Source organism: Nodosilinea sp. AN01ver1, assembly GCF_050565655.1.
Classification (GTDB): Bacteria; Cyanobacteriota; Cyanobacteriia; order Phormidesmidales; family Phormidesmidaceae; genus Nodosilinea.
The window spans coordinates 1-21741 of the sequence record NZ_JBNXVS010000021.1; the positions used below are offsets into that span (position 1 = coordinate 1).

Annotated in this window: 22 protein-coding genes and 1 pseudogene; 11 read left to right on the plus strand and 12 right to left on the minus strand. The window is 56.2% G+C overall.

Going from position 1 to position 21741, the window contains the following annotated elements; all coding sequences use genetic code 11:
• The first annotated feature begins 158 nt into the window (after positions 1-158).
• Positions 159-1514, plus strand: coding sequence for an EAL domain-containing protein (locus tag ACQ4N7_RS16455; protein WP_430712592.1), 1356 nt, complete (start codon positions 159-161; stop codon positions 1512-1514).
• Here the strand turns inward: ACQ4N7_RS16455 and ACQ4N7_RS16460 are convergent.
• Positions 1501-2013 carry a host attachment protein gene (locus ACQ4N7_RS16460; protein WP_430712593.1) on the minus strand — a complete coding sequence of 171 codons (513 nt, stop codon included), beginning with the start codon at positions 2011-2013 and terminating at the stop codon, positions 1501-1503. The two genes, ACQ4N7_RS16455 and ACQ4N7_RS16460, sit on opposite strands and share 14 nt — an antisense overlap.
• A 250-nt stretch (positions 2014-2263) precedes the next feature.
• Here ACQ4N7_RS16460 and ACQ4N7_RS16465 point away from each other — a divergent pair.
• Positions 2264-2452 (plus strand): annotated as a pseudogene (locus ACQ4N7_RS16465) (GNAT family N-acetyltransferase); the annotation flags it as partial.
• Between the two features lie 134 nt (positions 2453-2586).
• Here ACQ4N7_RS16465 and ACQ4N7_RS16470 read toward each other — a convergent pair.
• Positions 2587-2790, minus strand: a complete 204-nt coding sequence (locus tag ACQ4N7_RS16470) for a hypothetical protein (RefSeq protein ID WP_430712594.1) — start codon at positions 2788-2790, stop codon at positions 2587-2589.
• A gap of 74 nt (positions 2791-2864) precedes the next feature.
• Positions 2865-4190: a PhoH family protein gene (locus ACQ4N7_RS16475; protein WP_430712595.1), complete on the minus strand. Its 1326-nt coding sequence runs from the start codon at positions 4188-4190 to the stop codon at positions 2865-2867.
• Positions 4191-4639: 449 nt separating this feature from the next.
• Between ACQ4N7_RS16475 and proS the strand changes: the two genes are divergently transcribed.
• From proS to ACQ4N7_RS16495, 4 genes are all read left to right on the plus strand, one after another.
• Positions 4640-6454 carry a proline--tRNA ligase gene (proS, locus tag ACQ4N7_RS16480; RefSeq protein WP_430712596.1) on the plus strand — a complete coding sequence of 605 codons (1815 nt, stop codon included), beginning with the start codon at positions 4640-4642 and terminating at the stop codon, positions 6452-6454.
• Between the two features lie 23 nt (positions 6455-6477).
• Entirely contained in the window at positions 6478-7314 is an 837-nt protein-coding gene (locus ACQ4N7_RS16485; protein WP_430712597.1) for an LmeA family phospholipid-binding protein, read from the plus strand.
• Positions 7315-7367: 53 nt separating this feature from the next.
• Complete coding sequence (locus ACQ4N7_RS16490) at positions 7368-8060, plus strand: GerMN domain-containing protein (protein WP_430712598.1); 693 nt, start codon at positions 7368-7370, stop codon at positions 8058-8060.
• 170 nt (positions 8061-8230) lie between these two features.
• Positions 8231-8863, plus strand: coding sequence for a hypothetical protein (locus ACQ4N7_RS16495; RefSeq protein WP_430712599.1), 633 nt, complete (start codon positions 8231-8233; stop codon positions 8861-8863).
• Between the two features lie 35 nt (positions 8864-8898).
• Here ACQ4N7_RS16495 and ACQ4N7_RS16500 read toward each other — a convergent pair whose 3' ends face one another.
• Positions 8899-10713: a DUF4394 domain-containing protein gene (locus ACQ4N7_RS16500; RefSeq protein ID WP_430712600.1), complete on the minus strand. Its 1815-nt coding sequence runs from the start codon at positions 10711-10713 to the stop codon at positions 8899-8901.
• Between the two features lie 391 nt (positions 10714-11104).
• Positions 11105-11863, minus strand: coding sequence for an adenosylcobinamide-GDP ribazoletransferase (gene cobS / locus ACQ4N7_RS16505; RefSeq protein ID WP_430712675.1), 759 nt, complete (start codon positions 11861-11863; stop codon positions 11105-11107).
• A 268-nt stretch (positions 11864-12131) separates the two neighbouring features.
• On the opposite strand from cobS, the gene ACQ4N7_RS16510 reads away from it, so the two are divergent.
• Complete coding sequence (locus tag ACQ4N7_RS16510) at positions 12132-12587, plus strand: hypothetical protein (RefSeq protein WP_430712601.1); 456 nt, start codon at positions 12132-12134, stop codon at positions 12585-12587.
• Positions 12588-12743: 156 nt separating this feature from the next.
• Here ACQ4N7_RS16510 and ACQ4N7_RS16515 read toward each other — a convergent pair whose 3' ends face one another.
• Complete coding sequence (locus ACQ4N7_RS16515) at positions 12744-14495, minus strand: alpha-amylase family glycosyl hydrolase (RefSeq protein WP_430712602.1); 1752 nt, start codon at positions 14493-14495, stop codon at positions 12744-12746.
• Positions 14496-16448: 1953 nt separating this feature from the next.
• Here ACQ4N7_RS16515 and ACQ4N7_RS16520 point away from each other — a divergent pair.
• Positions 16449-17144, plus strand: a complete 696-nt coding sequence (locus tag ACQ4N7_RS16520; protein WP_430712603.1) for an acyltransferase — start codon at positions 16449-16451, stop codon at positions 17142-17144.
• A 171-nt stretch (positions 17145-17315) separates the two neighbouring features.
• On the opposite strand, the gene rph is transcribed toward ACQ4N7_RS16520, so the two are convergent.
• On the minus strand, positions 17316-18032 hold the full coding sequence (gene rph / locus ACQ4N7_RS16525; RefSeq protein ID WP_430712604.1) for a ribonuclease PH: 717 nt from the start codon (positions 18030-18032) through the stop codon (positions 17316-17318).
• 414 nt (positions 18033-18446) lie between these two features.
• On the opposite strand from rph, the gene ACQ4N7_RS16530 reads away from it, so the two are divergent.
• A complete protein-coding gene (locus ACQ4N7_RS16530) occupies positions 18447-19001 on the plus strand; it encodes a P-loop NTPase family protein (RefSeq protein WP_430712605.1) in 555 nt (184 codons plus the stop codon).
• 20 nt (positions 19002-19021) lie between these two features.
• Positions 19022-19621 carry a dCTP deaminase gene (dcd, locus tag ACQ4N7_RS16535; protein WP_430712606.1) on the plus strand — a complete coding sequence of 200 codons (600 nt, stop codon included), beginning with the start codon at positions 19022-19024 and terminating at the stop codon, positions 19619-19621.
• A 40-nt stretch (positions 19622-19661) separates the two neighbouring features.
• Here dcd and ACQ4N7_RS16540 read toward each other — a convergent pair whose 3' ends face one another.
• Positions 19662-20159, minus strand: a complete 498-nt coding sequence (locus tag ACQ4N7_RS16540) for a DUF2165 family protein (protein ID WP_430712607.1) — start codon at positions 20157-20159, stop codon at positions 19662-19664.
• A 59-nt stretch (positions 20160-20218) separates the two neighbouring features.
• Between ACQ4N7_RS16540 and ACQ4N7_RS16545 the strand changes: the two genes are divergently transcribed.
• On the plus strand, positions 20219-20902 hold the full coding sequence (locus ACQ4N7_RS16545; protein ID WP_430712608.1) for an N-acetylmannosamine-6-phosphate 2-epimerase: 684 nt from the start codon (positions 20219-20221) through the stop codon (positions 20900-20902).
• Positions 20903-20975: 73 nt separating this feature from the next.
• Here the strand turns inward: ACQ4N7_RS16545 and ACQ4N7_RS16550 are convergent, their stop codons facing one another.
• The 4 genes from ACQ4N7_RS16550 to psbE form a co-directional block, all read right to left on the minus strand.
• Positions 20976-21095, minus strand: a complete 120-nt coding sequence (locus tag ACQ4N7_RS16550; RefSeq protein WP_071527210.1) for a photosystem II reaction center protein J — start codon at positions 21093-21095, stop codon at positions 20976-20978.
• A 76-nt stretch (positions 21096-21171) separates the two neighbouring features.
• A complete protein-coding gene (locus ACQ4N7_RS16555; RefSeq protein ID WP_106867133.1) occupies positions 21172-21291 on the minus strand; it encodes a photosystem II reaction center protein L in 120 nt (39 codons plus the stop codon).
• A gap of 9 nt (positions 21292-21300) precedes the next feature.
• On the minus strand, positions 21301-21435 hold the full coding sequence (gene psbF, locus ACQ4N7_RS16560) for a cytochrome b559 subunit beta (RefSeq protein ID WP_106867132.1): 135 nt from the start codon (positions 21433-21435) through the stop codon (positions 21301-21303).
• Between the two features lie 32 nt (positions 21436-21467).
• The gene (psbE, locus tag ACQ4N7_RS16565; RefSeq protein WP_106867131.1) at positions 21468-21716 is read right to left on the minus strand and encodes a cytochrome b559 subunit alpha; all 249 of its coding nucleotides are present in this window, start codon (positions 21714-21716) and stop codon (positions 21468-21470) included.
• Positions 21717-21741 lie beyond the last annotated feature (25 nt).

The window sequence follows — 21741 nt, forward strand, 5'->3', positions numbered from 1 at the left end:
CGACTCAGGGTGGGTTTGGGGAACCGTAGCAGGGGATGGAGGAGAAAGATGCATAGAGCCTAAGGAAAAGATGAATCAGCCTGAAACTCTAGCATCTTCAGCCTTCCTTGAGAATGAAATGGCCCTGCCTAAAAATCGTTCCTGAAATCGTTCCTGCTATGAAAAGTATCACCTCCCTAAACGGCCCCCTAGTGGCGGAGGGGTTAGTTCCTGCAGAAGCCGTTGCACCCGACCGCGACAGCAGTGCTCTCGTCGCCGATATTGCCGTATCGCCGGAGTGTAGCATTCGTCTCTTTAATGCTGGAGACACCATTTTTACCGAAGGCAGCTCTGCCGATCGCGCCTACATTATTGAGTCGGGCTACGTCGAAATTTTTGTAGGGTCGGGGGAAGACTCTTTGCAGCTCAACGTGCTGGGGCCAGGCGATATTTTTGGTGAGATGGGCATTATCGATGCTGCCCCCCGATCGGCCTCAGCCAAAGCCATTTCTCCCTGCCGCTGCATAGTGGTATCTGCGGCCCAGGTGGCTGAGCGCATAGAGTCATCATCGCCGATGGTGCGGCTGTTTATTTCTATGTCGCTGCACCGCAACCGAGCCTACAATGCCTACCTTAAAGCGCTGGCCACACCTCACATCAGCCTGCCTAGCCCCGCCGTTTCCAAAAAAGCCTACGCTAAAAATCAGCAGTATCAGCAGATTTTAGACGACATCAAACTAGAGGCCGATCTGCAAAATGCGGTGCGCAACGACGAGCTTTTTCTGGTGTACCAGCCGTTGCTAAATTTGCACAATCACAGGGTCATCGGGTTTGAGTCGCTGGTGCGGTGGCAGTGCCCCCAGCGAGGTCTGGTCAACCCTCAGCAGTTTATTGCGCTGGCGGAAGAAACGCCGCTGATTTTGCCCATGGGCGACTGGATATTAGAGCATTCCTGTGCCGATTTGCGGCGGTTTCAAGACCAGCTCGATCGCATTGGCCAGAGAAACACCGATTTTTTTGTTAGCATCAATATTTCGGTGCGGCAGTTTCAGCAGCCCGACTTTTTTGATCGGCTGATGGCCTGCACCCAGCGCCATGGAGTCAGTGCTCAGCAAGTTAAGCTTGAAGTCACCGAGCGCGTCTTTTTAGATGAAATAGAAGCGATCGATTCGATTGGCAAGTGCAGAGCCGCCGGGTTTGAGGTTTCGCTCGACGACTTTGGCACCGGCTACTCCAGTCTCAACTATTTAGAGCGCTGCGAGATTGACTGTCTTAAGATCGACAGGTCATTTATTCAAAAGCTGTGCAGCAGCGATCGCGCCAAAATTTTAGTCAGCGCGATTATCGATATCGCTCGGCAGCTGGGCTTGCCCACCGTAGCCGAAGGTATTGAAACCCCGGCCCAGATGGCCGCCCTACAGGCCATGGGCTGCGATATTGGTCAGGGGTTTTTGTTCAGCCATCCCCTGCCGCTGACTGAGGCGCTAGGGCTGGTGGGCCAGCCCCTGGCGATCGCCCCGGTTAACCTCGCCTAGATCGACCGGCGGCGATCGCCACCTGGCGGGTCGGCAACAGGCTGCGCTGGGCCAGATAGTCTTGCAGCTGGCGGGGCGTCATCTTGCACAGGTCTTTGGCCAGTTCTTGCACCTGGAGTCGCCCGTTTGCCCCCGCCAAACAGTCGCGCAAAATACCTAAAATCTGCGGCTCTGCCACCAGCACCAGGGTGTTGAGTTCGTAGGCTGTTGCCAGAGATTCCATCTGCGCCGCGATCGCCTGGGCAAATCGGCGCTCAAATTCCACCAAATGATTTCCTCTGTGGTCGTCGTAGCTGTGGCCGCCGCCGCCGCTGCCCCGGTTGCGGCCCGTTTTGGTATTGGCCCACAGGTCTTGGCCTGCCATCTCTATGGCTGGGTTGAGGAGTTCGCAACGTTCGGTCAGGTCAGGACCAGACTCTAACTCGGGGGCGGCCAGGGGTTCTAGCGTTAAGAACCGGGCTTTGGCACCATCCACTACGGCTACGAGGAAGCGAGTCATAGGATCTCCGTTGCTATTAGATTTGGGGTGATCCTAACAACTCGACTGGGGCCTTTGGGGAGCCTGCACAAAGGTTAATTTTGGTTCAAGAAGAGTTAAAAAATGGTGCATTCCATCGCACTGTCTGTTTTTGTTAATGCGGTTTGCCGTTGATTTGGTTGGCGTTTTATTAATTAACATGAAGGCTATTCATCTTCACCGCTCGACAAAATGCGTTGACCCTCTGGTACTGCTGTTTAGAATATCGCCTATGCTCATCCGCACCGCCCAGCCCAGCGACATCGAAACGCTCTTTGACATCCGCACCAGCGTGGTTGAAAATTACCAATCGCGAGAAGAGATTGCCGCCCTGGGCATTACCCCAGCGTCGGTAGCCGCCATGCTAGCCACCGACTGCTGCGCCTGGATCGCGGAGGTAGGCGATCGCCCCATCGGCTTCGGCGAGTTTGACCACGCCTACAGGTCGAGGTTCATTCGCTAACGCATCAATTTGGGGCTTGAGTCGCTGCTGGTCTTGGGGTGGCAGGGCTTTGAATTGTTTTGCGGCGGGCTTTGCAAACTCGATGCGGTAGGTCATAGTCCTACATCTGCCTGAAGACTCTCCCATGAAACTGTGCCTTCAGTCGCGATGGATGCCAGGGCTTGCCGAGCGTCTAACAAATCGACCGTATCATCTGCCTGTTTAGCCTTCAAAAATTGCACAAAATCTAACAACTCAACGAGCAATGGTTCTGAAGCATCATCAAGTTCTTTAATCAGGAGTTCTTTGAGTGTCATGGGTTTAGACATTTGTGCCAGTATTTACAGTCTAACTTTTCGGCAGTTCCACAGATTGGCATGAGGTCTAAGCGCTATAGCAGCAGCGCCGCTCGCTCGGCCAGGCTCGATCGCTCCCCTTTGGTCAGGCTGATGTGGCCCGCCAGGGCTTCACCCTTGAAGCGCTCGATCACGTAGGTGAGGCCGTTGCTAGAGGCATCGACGTAGGGGTTGTCGATCTGCTCGGGGTCGCCCGTGAGAATAATTTTGGTGCCCTCTCCAGCGCGGGTGAGAATGGTTTTGACCTCGTGGGGAGTGAGGTTTTGGGCTTCATCCACCACTAAAAACTGCTTCGGAATCGATCGCCCCCGAATGTAGGTTAGAGGCTCAATCTGTAATAGGCCCTGCTCAATCATTTCTTCATGGCCGCGTCGCCAGTGCTCGGGCCGGCCGCGCATATCCTGGGTGCCAAAGATCAGATCAAAGTTGTCGTAGAGGGGCTGCATCCAGGGGTTGAGCTTTTCGCGAATATCGCCGGGCAGGTAGCCAATGTCGCGCCCCAAAGGCACAATCGGGCGAGCGATCAGCAGGCGCGAGTAGAGGCGATCGTCGGCCACCTTTTGCACCCCGGCGGCGATCGCCAGCAGGGTCTTACCTGTACCCGCCTTACCCACCAGCGTCACCATCGAAATCGAGTCCTGCAGCAGCAGCTCAAAGGCAAAGCGCTGCTCGCGATTGCGGGGCTGCACCCGCGACACCCCGGCGTGGGGCAGCTTGCCCAGGGGCACCAGCTTGCCGCTGCTGCCCTGCACCAGGGCCAGGGCGGTGTGGTTTGGGTTTGACTCATCGACCAGGGTGACACACTGGTTGGGATAGAGGGGAATGTCAAGCTTGAGGTGACCATCGCCAAACAGCTGGCTCATGGCCTCGGCAGAGGTCATCACCTCCAGGGTGCCGGTGTAGAGATCGTCGTAGTCAACTTTGTCGGTTTCGTAGTCTTCGGCCACCAGCCCCACAGCATCGGCCTTAATGCGCAGGTTGGTGTCTTTGCTAACCAGCACCACGGGCATGTCGTGGTGGTGCTTGTACTCCATGGCCACGGCCAAAATGGCGTTGTCGCCCTGGTCGCCCTCTAGCTCGGCGGGCAGCTGCCGCAGAGTGTCGCGGTGGCAGAGGGCCACTTTCAGAGTGCCGCCCTTTTCGAGCTCAATGCCCTGCACCAGGGAGCCCTGCTGGCGCAGCTCATCCAGCGTGCGCGACACGTAGCGAGCGTTGCGGCCCGTGTCGGCGGTGCCCTTTTTGAAGCGATCGAGTTCTTCAATAATAGTGATGGGCAACACCACGTCATTGTCCTCAAACCTGAACATTGCCATCGGATCGTGAAGCAATACGTTGGTATCGAGGACGAATACTTTTTTCATAAAATAGGGCAACGCGTGGGACGGCGCACCCGACCCATAGAAACGGTGAGAACGCCCGCCGATGCGGGCTGACGGCCTGGGTCGGGCTATTTTCAGGAACGGAGGGTAGATGTCAATTCCTGGGCACAGAACAATTCTGCGAACTGTGGAGACAATACCTTGGCCACAATTCTAGAATGGCTGTTTAGACACTGTAGCGGATTTCCTTCTGATTCCTGAACGTATAGCGCTGGCCAGTTTGCTGAAGATAGGATTGCCCCTCTGTAGCCAAGGCTGTGATAGTGAACTGATGCATAGCCATCGCCTATGGGTTACTGCTGAAAAAGATCTAACTTTTTGGCGACGGCGATAGCTTTGCGGCCAGGGCTAGCTCAGGGCTGCCCGTCCTCGTTTACTATGGCCTATGAGTTGTCACTATTGAGCCTGCCCCGTCACCTCTGGAGCCCCCAATGCGTCTATCCCAAATGCTGTTTGTCACCCTGCGGGAAGAACCAGCCGAGGCTGAAATTCCCAGCCACAAGCTGCTGCTGCGGGCGGGCTATATGCGTCGTATCACGAGCGGGGTCTACGCCTATTTGCCCCTGCTCTGGCGGGTGCTGAACAAAATTTCTGATATTGTGCGCGACGAAATGAATGCGACCGGCGCGCAGGAGTGCCTGCTGCCCCAGCTCCAGCCTGCTGAGCTGTGGCGCGAGTCGGGTCGATGGGATACCTACACCAAGGCCGAGGGCATCATGTTCTCTCTGGTCGATCGCCGCCAGCAGGAGGTTGGCCTTGGCCCCACCCACGAGGAGGTGATCACCACCATTGCCCGCGACATGATTCGCTCCTACCGACAGCTGCCCCTGCATCTCTACCAGATTCAAACCAAGTTTCGCGATGAGATTCGGCCTCGCTTTGGCCTCATGCGCGGGCGCGAGTTCATTATGAAAGACGGCTACTCGTTCCACACTGACGAGAGCAGCCTGAAGGCCACCTATCAGGAGATGTACACCGCCTACAGCAACATTCTGCGTCGCTGCGGCCTGGAATTTCGGGCGGTGGATGCGGACTCGGGGGCGATCGGTGGCTCGGGCTCGACCGAGTTTATGGTGCTGGCCGAGGCGGGCGAAGACGAAGTGCTCTACACCGAGGACGGCAAGTACGCCGCCAACGTGGAAAAGGCCGTGTCGCGTCCTGCCGATGCGGTGCCTTCCACCTTTGCCAAATTTGAAAAGCTGGATACGCCCAACACGCCTACGATTGAGTCGCTGGCGCAATTTCTCAAGTGCTCGCCCACCCAGATTGTCAAGAACGTGCTCTACCAAGCGGTGTTTGACAATGGCCGGGTGCTGCTGGTGCTGGTCAGCATTCGCGGCGATCAGGATGTCAATGAGGTGAAGCTCACCAATGAGCTGAGCAAGCTAGCCGCCGACTATGGCGGTGCCGCTGTCCTATCGCTGGGCGTGCCCGACGAAGAGGCTCAGCGACAGTGGGCAGCCAAACCCCTGCCCCTGGGCTATATGGCTCCCGATTTAGGCGACGACTATATTGAGGGCGACAAAACTATTGAGCCTAAGTTTTTGCGACTGTGCGATCGCACCGCTGAACCCCTGAAAAACTTTGTCACCGGCTCCAACGAGTCGGGCTACCACACCGTGGGCGGCAACTGGGGCAAAGAGTTTACTCGGCCCAAAATGGTGGTGGATGTGCGCAAGGCGGCGGCGGGCGATCGCGCCCTGCACGACCCCGGTCAAACCCTGCAAACCGCGCGGGGTATTGAGATTGGCCACATCTTTCAGCTTGGCACCAAATACTCGCAGCCGCTGGGGGCCACCTACACCAGCGAAAGCGGCGCTGAGCAGCCTTTGGTAATGGGCTGCTACGGCGTGGGCGTGTCGCGGCTGGCCCAGGCGGCGGTAGAGCAGTCCTACGACAAGAACGGGATCGTGTGGCCGGTGGCGATCGCGCCCTACCAGGCGATCGTGGTGATTCCCAACATGGGCGATGACTTGCAGGTCGAAGCCGCCAAGGCCATTTATAAAGAGCTGCTGGCGGTGGGGATCGAGGCGCTGCTCGACGATCGCGACGAGCGGGCCGGGGTCAAGTTCAAAGATGCCGACCTGATTGGCATTCCCTACCGCATTGTCACCGGGCGAGCCCTGGGCGACGGCAAGGTCGAGGTGGTCGAACGCTCCACCGGCATTGTGCAGGAGGTGGCCCTGGCCGAGGTCGTTGCCCTGGTCAAGGGCTGGATTGATGACGAACTGCTGGCCAGTCGCTAGCTAGCCCACCCTAAGGACGAGCCATGGAACTGATCACCATTATTCTCTCGACCCTGCTTGGGGTCGTAGCTACGGGGGGCGTAGTGGTCGATACCCTGGCCGAGGCCGCCCTGCGCGACCAGCTCGCCGAGGCCGAAACCTTAGAGGTGCGCATCGACAATGTGCCCAACTACCAGCTGGCGGGCGGTCGCATTGACCACACCCGCATTGCCGCCCGAGGGGTAGAAACCCGCCAGCTGCCTGGCTTGCGGATTGACTCAATCGATTTAGAAACTGATCCGGTGGATGTCGATCTGGGTCGCCTGCGGCAGGGCGAACTGGTGCTGGATGAACCCGCCCAGGCGGCGCTGCGCCTGCGCCTCAAAGACGATGATTTGAATGCTTTCTTGCAGTCAGCTCTGGTGCAGGGCTGGCTGGATACGCTGCAGTTCAATCTGCCGGGGGCGGCGGGCGATCGCGAGCAAAACCGCTACGGCCTGGCCAACCCCTCGCTGGAGTTTCTAGAGGGCGATCGCTTTCGCGTGTTGGTCGATCTTCAAGACCGCGTTACCCAAGAAAACATCCCCATTGTCATCGACCTGGGGCTAACCGTTCTCAACGGCCATCGCTTTGCCCTGGTCGATCCCACGATTACCGTAGATGGTGAAGACACCCCACCTCAGCTGCTCGAATCCTTTGTGCAGGGGGCGCAGGAGCGCCTTACCCTGCGGCGGCTGGAGGCCCTGGGCGTGGTGGCCCGCGTGATCAACTTCAAAGTCCGTGACAATGAGCTAGATGTCGCTATCTTTGCCAGAATAGAGCCAAGCTCTCCGTTACTAACTCGACAGCCAGCCCCAGAAGCTGTCCCCCCTGCCCCCTAGATAGGCCGTGGGTGACTTAGGCTAAACATGTGACTCCCGTTTGGTACTTCGCCATGCACTATCGAAACAAGCTACGGCAAATTCCCCTCGGCATTGTAGCTGGGTTAGCGACCTTAGTGCTGGCATCGGGCGGGTCTGTGGCCTGGTTTACCTGGCGTGCCCTCAATCCGACGCCCCCGGTTGCCGAGTTCCCCAATCTCAACATCGAGACCGACCCGATGCTGGCGCTGCCCGAGGTTTCGGCTCCGGTAACGACTCCTAGCGCTGAAGAAACGGCTCCCAAAGATCCTGTAGCCCAGCCCGCCCCTGCCGAAGTGACTGGCCAGGTCTACTGGCTCAAGGATAATGGAACAAGCTTTGAACTGGTGGCCCAGCCCATTACCGTCGCCGCCGATGCCTCCCCCTCAGAGCAGGTTACCGCTGCCTTTAGCGATCTGCTCTCCAAGTCAGGCGACCCCAATCAGCAGGCGTTTAGCACCATTCCTGAGCAAACCCAGCTGCTCAATGCCTCCGTTGAGGCCGACGGCGTCCACGTCGATCTGTCCAGCGAGTTTGAAACCGGCGGCGGCAGCGCCGCGATGATGGGCCGTCTCGGCCAGGTCATTTACACCGCCACCGCGTTTAACCCCGATGCTCCCGTGTGGATTTCGGTCGATGGCAAGCCCCTGACCCTGCTGGGCGGCGAGGGACTCGAAGTCAGCCAGCCCATGACCCGCAGCGACTTTGACGAGGGCTTTTCGCTGTAGCCCGCTAGCGACAGCCCAGCGAAGTCAAAGCCCGGTGGCTGAGCGAAACCCGGTGGCTGAGCGAAACCCGGTGGCTGAGCGAAGTCGAAGCCACCGTACTCACCTGTGGCGGAACGCTCTACAATGAGTACCCATGTTTGAGTACTCATGTTCCATCCCTAGAGCGCCCTATGGATCTGTTCACTACGGCCCTGCCCCCCTGCCGCCTCGGCAAAGTGGTGAAGTCTAACTCCCACTGCGACTATGTAGTGCAGGTAGACGATGCCCAGGATGTTTGCTCGCCGCCAGCGCCCGAAGACTGCGGCTTTGGCCAGTTTGTCAGTTTTGACAATGACAGCCGCCACTGGGCCGTAGGCTTGGTCTACAACTCGCAGCTGTTCAATCCGCTCTTTTTTAACAGCGGGCCTCGGCTCTCCAGCGAACCCGACCCGCTTTTTACTCCCGACCTGGTGCAGGAGACGCGTACCCTGCTGGGGGTGGTGCTGGTGGGCACGTTAGAAGGCGAGGGCAACCAGCGCTACGGCAAGCACGGCATTCCTCGGGTGGTGGTGCCAGCCAATACACCCGTGTACTGTCTGCCACCGGAGCAGGTTCACAGGTTTCACTGCAACGAAGATGGCCAGACGCAGTTTAGCTACTACAGCCACCTGCTTAGGTCTGGGGGCATGTTTGCAGCCCAGCTGGCCCAGCAGGTGCTGGCCGAGTTGGTAGACAGCGGCCTGTTCACCGGGGCCGACCAAAAGGCACTGATGGTGCTGGGCAAAGAGCTGAGCTGGAAAAATACCCTGGGGGCGATTCGGTAGCTTAACCCACCGCTTAGCCCCCTGGTTCGCGCAGCCTAGAAGCCTAGGAAAGCAGACAAATCGGCGATCGCAGCATTCACCTCAGCTTCCGTCGGCAGCAGGGCCGCCAGGTTAGGAGTACTGCTCGCGATGGTCGATCCCAGCATGGCCAGGTCCTGCCCCAGCGGCGACATAGACAGAGTTTCCAGCAAGTCTCCCAGGTTGTCGATGATCGCTGGTCCACCGGGAATACCCTCGGGTAGGGGCAGGTCTACGCCGCCATCCCCAGGGTTCATCAAGTCGTCGGGTGCCTCGCCCACCATTGGGTTGGCCATCGCCACAAACCCCAGCAAATTGCCAGACCCAGCGCCCAGGGTGCCCAGGCTGGTAGCGGCTCCAGTCTGCAAATCAATGGTGTAGAGGGTGCTATCAGACACCGCAAAAGCAGCGTTGTCACCCTCAGCGGTGGAGAAAATATCGAAGCCGCCAACCACGTCGAAATCAACCCCCAGGTCGCCCATCGTTACCAGGGTGCCGTCGTTGGGAGGGCTTTGCACCAGCAGCTGGTCGAGCAGCGGATCGATGTTGTATAGCGTCGTGCTGGTGGTGCCGTCAACGGAGTTGGTATAGGCCGCCGCCGTCACGTTGGGGTTCACCCCAGCGTTGGCATCTTCCATCGCAAAGGCCAGGGGGCCGTCTTCAATTACCGCGCCAGTCTCCACATTGATGCGGAAGTTCTGGTCGTTGTCGCCCACCAGTCGCAGGCGATCGGCCACAGGGTTAAAGTCAAAGCCCGTCACCACGCCGCCTGCAAAGGGCACCGACAGGGTGCTAATCAGGGTGGCTACATCGTCAGTGGCGGACAAGTTGCGCACAATCGGGCCATTCTCCCCGACCATACCCCGGTGCAGGTGAATGGCGCTCTGAGGATTGCCCTCACTATCCACAGCACCAACGGGCAGGAGCGGAGCGCTCAGACCAGCAAAGGTGCCCTCCACGCCCAGCTGGCCAGTAGTCACGTCATAAACAGCGTCAAAGGAGCCGGTAGCGGGGCCGTCGGGCACCATGGCCCCGACCTGCTGCGCTTCTTCGATGGGCACTTCTAGTTCAACGACATCGCCCTCCACGGCGACAGCTACCTGCCCCCGCAGTTCGCCCCCGCCAAAGCTGTCGGTGTGGAGATTGACGTATAAAGCCTGGTCAAGCAGCAGAGCTTCTTCTTCTTCGGTCAGGGTAAAGGTGCCGCCGAAGCTGCCGTCGTCATTCACGGTAAAGTTGCGCAGAATGGGGCCGTTCTCACCCGCTGCCCCGCGATGCAGGTGAATAGAACTCTGGGGGTTGCCTTCGATATCGGTGTCGCCAACGGGCATGAGCCCTGCGGTCAAATCGCTAAAGGTGCCGCTGATCTGTAGAGTGTTGGAGGTGTCGTCATAGACCACGTCGAAGTTGCCCACGGCAGGACCATCCGGCGGCGGTGCCATAGCGCCAACTTCCTGCGCTTCCTCCAGAGGCAGGCCAAGAGCAACGATATCGTTTTCTAGATGAACATCGATCTGCCCGCGCAGCTCACCGCCACCAAAAGCAGCTGTATGCAGGTTGAGGTAAACGCCATCATCGAGCAGCGCGGCGGCCTCATCTTGGGTCAGCGTAAACAGACCGCTGAAGTCCCCAGAGCTAAACCCATCGGGATTGAGGGTGTAGAGCTGGTTCGCCGTGGTGAGTCCGTAGATCAGCCCATTGGCAGGGCGGGCGTCAATGCCAACTAGGGTGCCGTCGATACCGGTGACAGGAGTAGACGTCACCAAGCTGAGGTCTTGAGGGTCAATCGAAATCAGCGAGTTGTTGTCGGTCAGAGCAATAAGACGTTGCATAGATGTCCTCGTTTGTAGACGCAGCATCGAAACGTTGATCGGGCGTTGAATGGGCTTTCAATTGCCTGGAGCAATCTCGCGGTGCTGTTGTGGCCGTATGCCGCAAAGTCAGAGGCGCAGCGCCGGCTGCGCAGCACAACATGAGACCTAGCCGTTTAAGGCTCAGCCTGAGGGTGTGACAACCGAACTGAGTGCTATGGCCGAGGGGCACTTAAAGCTCTAGGTCGGCTGCCGCAGAGGCGCGACTAAAGGCATGATTTTGCTAGACAGGGAACCCAGCCCAGCACCACCATCAGTACGAAGAAGGGCAGCAACTGGTTTCTCCGGCCGATGTTTCTCTATCTAAAGGAAGAGTTAGACAGCGCTTTGAGCCTCGTGAAAAACTCCTGGCTCAAGCTAGCGTAGCCAGGCACAGCAACAGGGTTTCCGTCCATTCCACCGTGGCCCCATAGGTGTCGCCCGTGTGGCCTCCCAGGCGGCGATTTAGCCAGGCTCCTATGGCGCAGGCCAAGACCAGTCCACCGAACAGGCTCATACCGATGAGCAAACGGTGATCGGGCTGTCTCCACAACCAAAGACCATGTATTCCCATAGCCAGCGCTAGCCCCAGTAGCCAGTCCTGGGGCGATCGCATATGTTCTCGATGCAGCGCCCCCTTGCCCTCGGCCCGCAGGTAGGGGTAGCGGGCGATCGCCACCACCTGCCCCCAGCGGCCCCACACCATTGCCGCCACCAGCACCCAGCCGCGCCCGGTGGCTAGCTCGGCCAAGGCCAGAGTTTTGAGCCCGAGAATGGCGATCGCCGCCATTACCCCAAAGGCCCCGCTGTGGCTGTCGGCCATCACCGCCAGCCGTCGCTCAGGCTCCATCACCGCCAGACCGTCAGCCGTATCCATCGCCCCATCCAGGTGCAGACCGCCAGTTATCCATACCCCCAGCCCAATCACCAGGGCGCTGCGGGTCAGCGGCGGCATACCCAGCTGCCCCAGGGCAATATCTACGGCGACTAGGCCTAACCCCAGGGCCAGCCCGACCACCGGAGCTAGCGGAGCAATGCCCTCAAAGCGAGGCTGCCAGCCGGGGGGCAGCGGCAGCTGCGTGTAGAATAAGATGGATCCGCCCAGGCGCGCAAACCAGCCGGGCCGGGTCAGGACCTCGCCAGGCTGCGCTGGGGGTAATGGAGTCACGGATCCACCTCTGCGCTAGGGAAAACATTTCGGCAATATTACGGAGTCTTCAGCATTCTGGCGGAAGGCTTAGCCCCTGGGCTTTTGACAGAATTGGCTCAGGGTTTTCCACTATGCTGAGCGATCGCCGGGCAGATCATTCCCAGCGATATCGAGTATCGTGGATGTAGACCCAAAGGAGCGATCGCCGCAAGCTTTGCTCCAACCGCCAACGTAGCGTGGTTAAAAACCCATGAATCGCGAGCGTGCCAGCAATTTGAGCATCCCCGCTCCCTGTTTAATCGATAGCGGGGTCGTTGTCAACAAAACCGACATGCTCAGGCTACTGCAAGACCTGGGGCAGGTGCGATATCGGCACCTGCAAGACAGCATTCCACTCTCTGAAGGCCAGGGCCTAGTCATGGAAGTGTTTGCCGACAGTCAGCAGGCCACGCTCGTGGCTAATCATACACTCTATATCAACGTTTACAGCTTCGATTGCCTAGAGATTGGTCGAACCGATGCCGACGGCAACCACTTTGACCTGGTGCAAGACAACCGACGGCTGCGCCTGATTCCGCTGTCTGATCCTATGCACGACCACATTACGCGATCGGTTAATACCGCTGCCCTAGAGGCCATGGTGGCCGATGCCCTCTCCGCCAGCTGGGACGCCTGCCTCGACGACGACCACAACTTTTTGGAATAGCTTATATCAATCGTGCGCGCCGCTAGCGCGACACCCCTGACAGTAAAAACAACGATAGCCGTTCCCTGATCGAAGCTGATGGGAGCGGCTATTTCAGGATCAAATTCAGCTCTAAAGAGAAGGGTCTCGGTTAGCCGAGGCCCTTCTCTTTTGCATCTACAACAACGTGGGCATGGTGTCGTCGTGGGCCGAGTTGGGTTTATTGGTAATCCACACCGATTGGTAGGGCTTCAGCATGTAGGCCATATCCAGGTCCGGAAATTTGTCGCCGCTGATCAAGTCGTACCAGTCGTCAGTGCTGACCAGGTTCAGATCGCCCAGACGTAGCTCCTGGGGCTGGTCGCTCAGGTTATGCACCGAGAAAATACTCTGGTCGCGGGTCAGGCTTTGCCGCCAGAAGGCGAAGAGCGCCTGGTTTAGCGGGTGCAGAGTGTACTGGGTAGCATTGGGGTGAAATGCTGTCTGCTGGCGACGAATTTTGATCAGCCGCTTGAGTTCATTGAGTACTCTGGCGTGGGGAGTAGTGGGGTCGGCCAGGGCCGTTTCCAGGGTTTTGAGATCCCACTTATAGCGGTTGATGGTGCGGTTGTGGCCCGTTTCTTCTACCCCTTCAGTGTAGTTATGGGTAGCCAGCAGGCTGTGAATGTAAAAGGCCGGAATTCCCTCCAGGGCCAGCATAATGGTCTGGGAGCAGAGAAAGCGCTCTACCTGCCACTGGTCTTCGCCCTTCACCGTGCCCTTGAGGGCATCAAATAGCGAGATGTTGATTTCATAGGGCGACTCGGTACCATCGGGACGGCTGCGCATGCTAATTTTGCCGCCAAAGTTGCGCATGGCATCGATCAGCTGCTCGTACTCATCGGTAGCCAGCAGCCCCTCGGCAGGGCGCATGCCAATACCGTCGTGGGAGGCGGTGAAGTTGAAGTAGGCGCAGCCAATGGGGGCGGGCGGCATACTCATCATCCAGGTTTTGAGGTGGTCTGAGCGACCCTGCATGAGCGCATTCAGCAGCAGCGGCGGCAGGCTGAAGTTGTAGATCATGTGAGCTTCATTGCGGTTGCCAAAGTAGCTCAGATTCTCCCGGTTAGGCACGTTGGTTTCGGTAATCAGCGAAATGCCGGGGTCAACCAGCTGCAAGATTTCGCGAAACAGGCGGACCACGGCGTGGGTTTCGGGCAGGTGCATGCAGTTGGTGCCGTGCTTCTTCCACAAAAAGCCCACGGCATCGAGGCGAATGTAGCGCGCCCCGGCCTCGACGTAGGCCAGGATAATTTTGACGTACTCAATCAGCACGTCGGGGTTCTCAAAATTGACGTCGACCTGATCGGCGCTAAAGGTTGTCCAGACGTGCTTTTCGCCCTCGGTCGTCTCGACTGGGGTAAGCAGCGGCGAACTACGGGGCCGCACCACCTGAGATAGATCTTCGCTGGGGTCGGCGGTAATGAAGTAGTTGCGACCGGGCAGCTCGTTTTGCTTAAACTGCTCAAACCACTCGTGCTGGCTAGAGATGTGGTTAATCACCAGATCCGCCATCAGGTTGAAGTTAGTGGCAATCCGCTTGATATCGGCCCAGCTGCCCAGCTCGGGGTTGACCTTGAGATAGTCGATAATGGCAAAGCCGTCATCAGAGCTGTAGGGAAAGAAGGGCAGAATGTGGACGCCTGTGATGGTGTCGTAAAGGTGGGTTTCGAGAAACTCGGCCAGTACCGACAGGGGCGGGCGCTCGCCGTCGCAGATGGTGTCCCCATAGGTAATGAGCAGAACGTTGTTGTGGTTCCACTTTTTGAGATCTTCGCGGCCAGAGGGGCACAGCGTATCTTTGATCAGGGCAAAGATTTCTGTGGCCAACCACTCGGCGGTTTCGGGCGGGTAAACTCTCTCTAGCAGAGGCTTGATGTTATTGGTCACGCGGCAAAAGGGGGGGCTATCAGCGGAAATATCTAGCTTATTTATAGAGTAATTCTGCTCTGTCGTTTGGCCCGAGAACTCCGGGTACTGCCCAGATGCAGATTGCTTAGTACGGTTTTTAGCTACGGTCATATCAACCTACAGTTTTCGATAGTTGTTTACGGTAGTCTGGGCATCAAAAAGCAGCCGCCAGCAGAAACCTCTACCGAACGGTGACTGGTGATGCGTTTGGATTAAAGGGACGATTGTTCTCCGGTTGGTAAAACCGGGTCAAACCAGGATTTTTGTGGGCAATGGCTTATCGCAGCATGGGCGGCTGTTTCGATCATCTATCTATGCCCTTGGCAAGCAAAGGCGCAAACGATGCTCAAAAGTTTCCCACCAGCGCTAGCCAAAGAGACCTAGGTGGACGACTAAGAGTGAGCCTTGGAGCCAGCCCTGAAATGCATGGCCCTAACTCTGTGAACGCTGAACAGTTCTAGTCAACCCCCCAGCAACAGGTTTTGATAGGTGCGAGGGCGAAGGTAGACAGTGGCTACGATCGCGTTTGCGTTCCCTGCGATAGTTCTGATGGTGGCATAGGCAAACGGTGAACATCAGGGCCAGCCTGCGAAGTTCATCGCTTTTTAGGTATTTCTTCGATGTCTTTACAAAGGCTTAAGCACAGGACCTCTGGCCCCTTACCGTGTAGCGATGGCCAAGGGCTGGCGATCGCACCTACCCCAGCGTCGCACTAGGGCAGTCGACCTCCTGTAGGCGAATCTCTGCGGCGCTGACCTCAGCGGTATTTATAGCCGTCGCCACAACGGTTATGACGTTTTCGTTAGGTAGCCTATGGGCGATAGCTATACGCCAAGCTCGCTGTTCCAGACTTGGCTACAGGCGGTTAGCAATGTCCTAAGCGAACTGGTCGGCGCTATATCTCGCTGAAGCCAGGTTGGTCAGAGGCAACCTCAGCCCAGAATGGTCTGACCAGGCTTATTTTGCCAAAAGTGAAGCTAAGCCTGAATGTACGATCGATTCTAATATCAACATTAAGCGCTCGTTCTCGGGCTAATAGTTACAGCAACTGTGACTATTAATTAAGCGGAGTCTATTAGTCTCGCCTGTGGTACATAGCTATTCAGGCTGACTAAACCATGCTTTTCACTCTTTCGATCAATTCTTGTTGTCGCCGCAAAAGTTTAGCAGTACACTGAGAGCAATCTAGCTCATGCCTTCATACAAGGTCTTAGGCAGATTATAAAGCGTGTATGAAGTTGATATATGTTCGTTTTAAGTTTCCATAAATCATACTTCTACGCCAACATTTATCAGCCGCCGCTGAAAGGGCTGCGACTAGCCCGTTTAAGCCTGATGCGGCTGCCTGTTTCAACCGTTAGATTTGCAGGCGGCTTGACTCCCCCCTAACTTAGCCACAACCAGCAAACGCCTAAGTGGCAGCAAGAATTAATATCATACAGAGCCTTGCAGCAGAGCAAGCCTTTAAATTAAGCCTTATTCAGCGCTTAGAATAGCTGAGCTAATTGTAGCGATGGTTTCTTTCGCTGCCGCTTAATTTTTTGTTGGCTTCAAGTTGCTGACATCCTAGAGCAATGGTCTATAGCTATTGCACGCATTTGTTGTCAGTGACGGCAGCAAATACTGTCACTTCCCCATAGGAACAGTGGCTTTGTCGAGAAGCGCATGCTGTGGATGGCAGGCTCGAAGTAGCTATTGATTATTGCTGACTTAGCTCCAAGGCACTTTCGGCCTAAATTCAACAGTCGTGCATTAGTAGGCCAAATTGCGTTCCTGGTATCCAAAAACCTCCAGGCACAAGATTTCATTCACGCAATTCTCATTTGTCAGATTGTGCTGGTTATGTCAGGAACGGCATTTTTGAATGAAGCAGTACTGACTGTAAGTGGGTTTAATCAAGATTTAGTTCATTAAATTTTAGGGATTTCTGAAATGACTGTTCACGAGATGACAAGAATTGAAAATTCTAAGCAGCAGACGACAAAATCTTTGTCGAAGCGATCGTCCAAAGATTTTTTAGGAAAACTGGCGTTCTTGCTGCTTGAGCCCATCCCCCGTCCGCTGGGGACCATGTTGAGAGGATTGGCGTATCCTCTTTTAACCAAGAACTGGGGCAAAAATCTTTACATTCAGGCCTGGGTTGAGATTCTTGGCACTGATAATATTGTTGTCGGTGATAATGTCAAAATCTTGAGAAATTCTATTTTAAACTGCAATTTTGAGAACAGTCTGCTTACGCTAGGCAACAATGTCTCTCTCGATCGCGGCGTTAGCATTCGCTTAGGCGATAACTGCACCTTTGATATTGGTGACAATACATACATAGGCCCCTATTCCTGCCTGTCTGGCCCAGGCCCCGTCAAAATTGGTCGTAACTGCATGGTTGCATCTATGGTCGGCATCTATGCCAACCAGCATCACCACGTTGGCTCTAGTGAAAAGGGCATTACCATCGAAGACAAATGTTGGATTGGTAGTGGGGCTAAAATCTTAGACGGCGTTACGATTGGCTATGGCAGCGCCATAGGGGCCGGAGCTGTAGTCACTAAAGATATTCCTCCCTACTCCGTAGCTGTCGGCGTGCCAGCAAAAGTTTTAGAAAATCGAAAAACCCGTCCTGACGATTAGGAGCAAGGGCTCAATAGGCTTGGGTAGCTGTCTTAGCTGTCCAAGGTCGAGTAGGGTGCATAACTGCCTTGATAATAGGCTGCTGTTTTCTCGAACACAGCGGCTTTAGCGAGGGTAGAGCCTTGCTGCTGGTATTCTAAGCTCAAGCAGTATGAGTCGGCGGCTAGCGGCCTACAGAAAAGCCGCCTGCTGAGCCGCTAGCAGCTGTTTCACGCCCAGCTCTCCTACCTCTAAAATTTGGTTCATTTGCTGGCGGCTAAAGCTGCCTTCTTCAGCGGTGCCCTGCACTTCAATAATGTTGAGGCTTTCGTTAAGCACCACATTAAAGTCTACGCTGGCCGCTACATCTTCCTCATACTGCAAATCGAGAAAGACCTCGTCTTCAATCAGACCCACTGATACGGCGGCGACGCTGTGCACCAGGGGCGATCGCGCCAGCGTTTCCTGCGCCACCAGGCTTTGCACCGCGTCCATCAGAGCCACATAGCTCCCTGTAATCGAGGCCGTGCGAGTGCCTGCATCGGCCTGAATTACGTCGGCGTCGACCAGCAGCGTGCGCTCACCCAATAGCTCAAAATCTAGGGTCGATCGCAGGCTACGCCCAATCAGCCGCTGAATTTCTTGGGTGCGGCCAGACAGCTTCATCACCTCGCGTGGCTGCCGCTGCGGAGTAGCCCCCGGCAGCATCCGATACTCTGCCGTTAGCCAACCCCGGCCCGAGCCCTGCAAAAACCGGGGTACGCCCTCTTCTACTGAAACGGTACACAGCACCTGAGTATTGCCGCACCGGGTCAGCACAGACCCAGCCGAAAAGCTCGTGAACTGTCGCTCAAAGCTGACGGGACGCAGCTGATGGGGTTGTCGTCCGTCTGGACGTTGCCAAGCCATACAAAGTGCCTCGGGTGATGCCTATTTGCCCTACCTAGAATACAGCACCCGATTGTGGTCAGCCTGGTTTTTCAGTTTCCCTCTAGATTGACTCTATAACGTCAGTTCAGTATTCGCTGCCCCTCAATGTTCTAACCGGGAATGCTCATGGGAGGCTCTGCTTTCTAAAATGGGCTGTCATTTAGATCCTGTACTGGCGCTCTATGACAATGGCGAGGAAAGTCTCAGTATCGCTCTAGTACGTTTGCACCCTGGGATGTATATAGAGTAATTTGTCGATTCATTGGGGGGAAATCACGCTATATTTAGCCCAGCCATCAGACCTACCTGATATCCGGCAGCGCACTCTCGGCTGCTGTACCCTTGGTGTAGGTGATGGGCGCCACCTTTCGTTGCCTCTGCTGTAAATTGCCCATGGTCTCTCAGCTCCAGCCCCTTTCCCTTAGCCCATCTCCTACGTCTATCGTTCGCCATCCGCTGCTGCAAACGGTAGAAGGTACTGTGCAGGTCTTCACCGCCGTACACCGCAATTTTTTTACCAACGTTATGGTGCAGGCGCTGCGCATTGCCGATCAGGGAAAGGCCGTGCTGATTGTGCAGTTTCTCAAGGGCGGTATTCACCAGGGGCCATCTCAGCCTGTGCAGTTTGGCCAGAACCTAGACTGGGTGCGTGCCGACATGCCCCGCTGCATCCACGGACCCGAGGTTAGCCCCGGTGAGCGAGAGGCGATCAGAGATCTGTGGGCCCAGACTAAGGCCGCGATCGCCAGGGGTCGCTACGGCCTGGTTGTGCTAGATGAACTCAGCCTCGCGGTCAACTACGGTCTAATTCCTACCCAAGACGTGGTGGATTTTTTGCAGCAGCGCCCGCCCCAGGTCGATGTCATTCTCACCGGCCCCGATATGCCAGCCCCGCTGCTCAACATCGCCGATCAGGTAACCGAATTTCGTCGTAACATTTTGCCCTAGCCCTTCAATCACCCATCCTCATGATTAAAAACGACGCCTGGATTGCCAAAATGGCCAATGAGGGCATGATTGACCCCTTTCAGCCCTCGCTGGTGCGACAGCTAGATCAAACCGACCAAGGCTTGGGGCAACCGGTAATTAGCTACGGGCTGTCGTCCTATGGTTATGACATTCGCCTTTCCCCGGCTGAGTTTAGAATCTTTCGCCATATTCCCGGCACCGTGGTTGATCCCAAAAACTTTAGCCCCGCCAACCTAGAGCCCACTGAGCTAAAAACCGACGCCAGCGGTAGCTACTTTATTTTGCCGGCCCACTCCTACGGGCTAGGAGTAGCCCTCGAAAAAATTTCTGTCCCCAACAATATCAGCGTCATTTGCATTGGTAAGTCAACCTATGCCCGCTGCGGCATCATTGCTAACCTCACGCCTGCCGAAGCTGGCTGGCGGGGGCACCTCACCCTCGAATTTTCGAATTCTTCCAGCGCTGACTGCCGCATCTACGCCAGTGAGGGAGTCGTACAGCTAATTTTCTTTGAGGGTGAACCTTGTCAGATCAGCTACGAAACCCGTCGCGGTAAATACCAGGACCAGGCTGAACAGGTGACCCTGGCGCGCGTTTAGGCACCTCGGCCAGACGCGCTGTCCCTGCACCATCAGGGCTTTAAGACGTGACGTCGCGATCGCTCAGGCTGAGGTAGAGCAGCACAAACCCGACACAGCCAATGAAGCGAAAGGCGGGCTGCTGTCCATTCCAGTCGGCAGACTGCCACATGGTGAACCACTCTCCAGCCACCACCATAAAGCCCACAAACCAGAATAAGAAGGCCAGGGTGAGCCCATAGATCGCTAGAGCCTTAGCCTGGTCAAAATCTATGCCGCTGCTGGATATGGCCTGGGCCAGCCTTGCGGCCCCCGCCAGGCAAAGCACTGCAATGGTGGTTTCTGTAGCCATAATGACTCCGTAGAAAGCTTTTTGCAGCCTCGGAGAGGCGATCGCTCGCCAGGTCAACTGGCTGTCTGGAAAGACCGTATCCATACTCAGCACGTGCTGAATGTATTTGAAGTTGGCGTTGTAGTCGGTCAGGTTGTTGATCACAATGACCAGAGCAAGCAGGCCAATAGCAGCAACCAGCAGGGTTTTCGAGATCCGTACCGCCATAAAATTAGACAACCTAGTTTAACGCTCAGGTCAGCACTACCGTAGGAGCACTCTGTCCATTGAAAACCATTTTGGAAGCCTTGCAGGGCGGCCTCGTGGTCTCATGCCAGGCCCCGCCCGACTCGCCGCTGCACAATGCGTCAGTCATTGCCGCCATGGCCGAAGCCGCCCTCAACCGCGGAGCCGCTGGGGTTCGCATTGACACCCCCGCTCACATTCAGGCCGTGCGATCGCGCTGCGACAGCCCCATCATCGGCCTGTGGAAGCAGGTCATCCCCCCCTCGGCAGTCTATATCACGCCGCAGTTCCACCATGCTGAGGCCGTCGCTCAGGCCGGTAGCGACATTATTGCTGTCGACGCGACCCAGCGCCTCCGTCCCGGCGACGAAACCCTGGCCCAGCTCGTTCAGCGCATTCATGACCACCTGGGTAAAGCCGTCATGGCCGATGTTGACACCCTTGATAATGCTCTGAGGGCGGTAGAGGCGGGGGCAGACTGCGTCGGTACAACCCTCTACGGCTACACCGAAGATACTCAGCACCAAACGCCACCAGGCTTTGATCTGCTTAGATCAATGGTTGCCCAATGTCCTGTCCCAGTTATCTGTGAAGGGGGCATCGCTTCCCCAACTCAAGCCCGTCAGGCTCTTGATCTGGGTGCTTTCGCTGTTGTCGTCGGTACCGCCATTACCGGGGTCGATAACTTGGTCATGAGCTACCTCAGCGGTATTCAGCAGGCCTAAAAAAAGCTGGGGTAAACAGGACAAAGCCTGTTTACCCCAGCTTTTTCACCCGCTAAAGAGGGCTTGAAAAGGGTTACATGGCCGAGCCTACGCCAGCATAGGCACCATAGAAAAATAGACCAACCACTACCAGCACGCCCGTGCCAGCAACAGTTGCCACAATCCACAACGGAATCCGTCCACTCTGAAGCATAACCTCGACCTCCTACTCATTGGGTAAAAATTCAACACAGCCTCAGCATACGGCTAGCGCCGCTTCGGCAAAAAGCCTAGTTGAAGAAGTAGCTAGAAAACAGCAGACCCAGCACAAAAACCATCAGCAGACCCAAAAACAGGGACGTGCGGTTTAGCTCTACCGGTTGCTTATTAGGATTTGGAGTACGGTCCATGGGTTTCTCTTATCGTTGGATAAACTGCATTGCCGCGATCGCCCCTAGGAAAAACACACTAGGCACACCCAGGGTGTGGACAGCCAGCCAGCGCACGGTAAAAATTGGGTAGGTAATTGGCTCGTTAGGAGAATTGGTTTGCATAGGTTCAATCAAACGGTGGAATAACTAAAGTGTTATCGATTCGAGAACATGTCGATCTGATCTTTCGCCTCAAAGCGATCGGTCACAATCGGCAGCTGCATTTGGTTATCGGGGTAATAGTCGTTGGGGCGGGGGGTGCCAAAGGCATCGTAAGCTAGGCCAGTGCTAACAAACAGCCAACCCGCAATAAACAGCATGGGAATAGTAATGCTGTGGATAATCCAGTAGCGAACACTGGTTACGATATCGCCAAAGGGGCGCTCCCCTGTAGAACCTGCCATATCAACGTCTCCTCTCTGAACACGA

Bases quoted from the DNA above. Each gene is read 5' to 3' on its own strand.
- ACQ4N7_RS16455 (WP_430712592.1), top strand. From the start codon at position 159: ATGAAAAGTATCACCTCCCTAAACGGCCCCCTAGTGGCGGAGGGGTTA.
- ACQ4N7_RS16460 (WP_430712593.1), bottom strand. From the start codon at position 2,013: ATGACTCGCTTCCTCGTAGCCGTAGTGGATGGTGCCAAAGCCCGGTTC.
- ACQ4N7_RS16470 (WP_430712594.1), bottom strand. From the start codon at position 2,790: ATGACACTCAAAGAACTCCTGATTAAAGAACTTGATGATGCTTCAGAA.
- ACQ4N7_RS16475 (WP_430712595.1), bottom strand. From the start codon at position 4,190: ATGAAAAAAGTATTCGTCCTCGATACCAACGTATTGCTTCACGATCCG.
- proS (WP_430712596.1), top strand. From the start codon at position 4,640: ATGCGTCTATCCCAAATGCTGTTTGTCACCCTGCGGGAAGAACCAGCC.
- ACQ4N7_RS16485 (WP_430712597.1), top strand. From the start codon at position 6,478: ATGGAACTGATCACCATTATTCTCTCGACCCTGCTTGGGGTCGTAGCT.
- ACQ4N7_RS16490 (WP_430712598.1), top strand. From the start codon at position 7,368: ATGCACTATCGAAACAAGCTACGGCAAATTCCCCTCGGCATTGTAGCT.
- ACQ4N7_RS16495 (WP_430712599.1), top strand. From the start codon at position 8,231: ATGGATCTGTTCACTACGGCCCTGCCCCCCTGCCGCCTCGGCAAAGTG.
- ACQ4N7_RS16500 (WP_430712600.1), bottom strand. From the start codon at position 10,713: ATGCAACGTCTTATTGCTCTGACCGACAACAACTCGCTGATTTCGATT.
- ACQ4N7_RS16510 (WP_430712601.1), top strand. From the start codon at position 12,132: ATGAATCGCGAGCGTGCCAGCAATTTGAGCATCCCCGCTCCCTGTTTA.
- ACQ4N7_RS16520 (WP_430712603.1), top strand. From the start codon at position 16,449: ATGACTGTTCACGAGATGACAAGAATTGAAAATTCTAAGCAGCAGACG.
- rph (WP_430712604.1), bottom strand. From the start codon at position 18,032: ATGGCTTGGCAACGTCCAGACGGACGACAACCCCATCAGCTGCGTCCC.
- ACQ4N7_RS16530 (WP_430712605.1), top strand. From the start codon at position 18,447: ATGGTCTCTCAGCTCCAGCCCCTTTCCCTTAGCCCATCTCCTACGTCT.
- dcd (WP_430712606.1), top strand. From the start codon at position 19,022: ATGATTAAAAACGACGCCTGGATTGCCAAAATGGCCAATGAGGGCATG.
- ACQ4N7_RS16540 (WP_430712607.1), bottom strand. From the start codon at position 20,159: ATGGCGGTACGGATCTCGAAAACCCTGCTGGTTGCTGCTATTGGCCTG.
- ACQ4N7_RS16550 (WP_071527210.1), bottom strand. From the start codon at position 21,095: ATGCTTCAGAGTGGACGGATTCCGTTGTGGATTGTGGCAACTGTTGCT.
- ACQ4N7_RS16555 (WP_106867133.1), bottom strand. From the start codon at position 21,291: ATGGACCGTACTCCAAATCCTAATAAGCAACCGGTAGAGCTAAACCGC.
- psbF (WP_106867132.1), bottom strand. From the start codon at position 21,435: ATGCAAACCAATTCTCCTAACGAGCCAATTACCTACCCAATTTTTACC.
- psbE (WP_106867131.1), bottom strand. From the start codon at position 21,716: ATGGCAGGTTCTACAGGGGAGCGCCCCTTTGGCGATATCGTAACCAGT.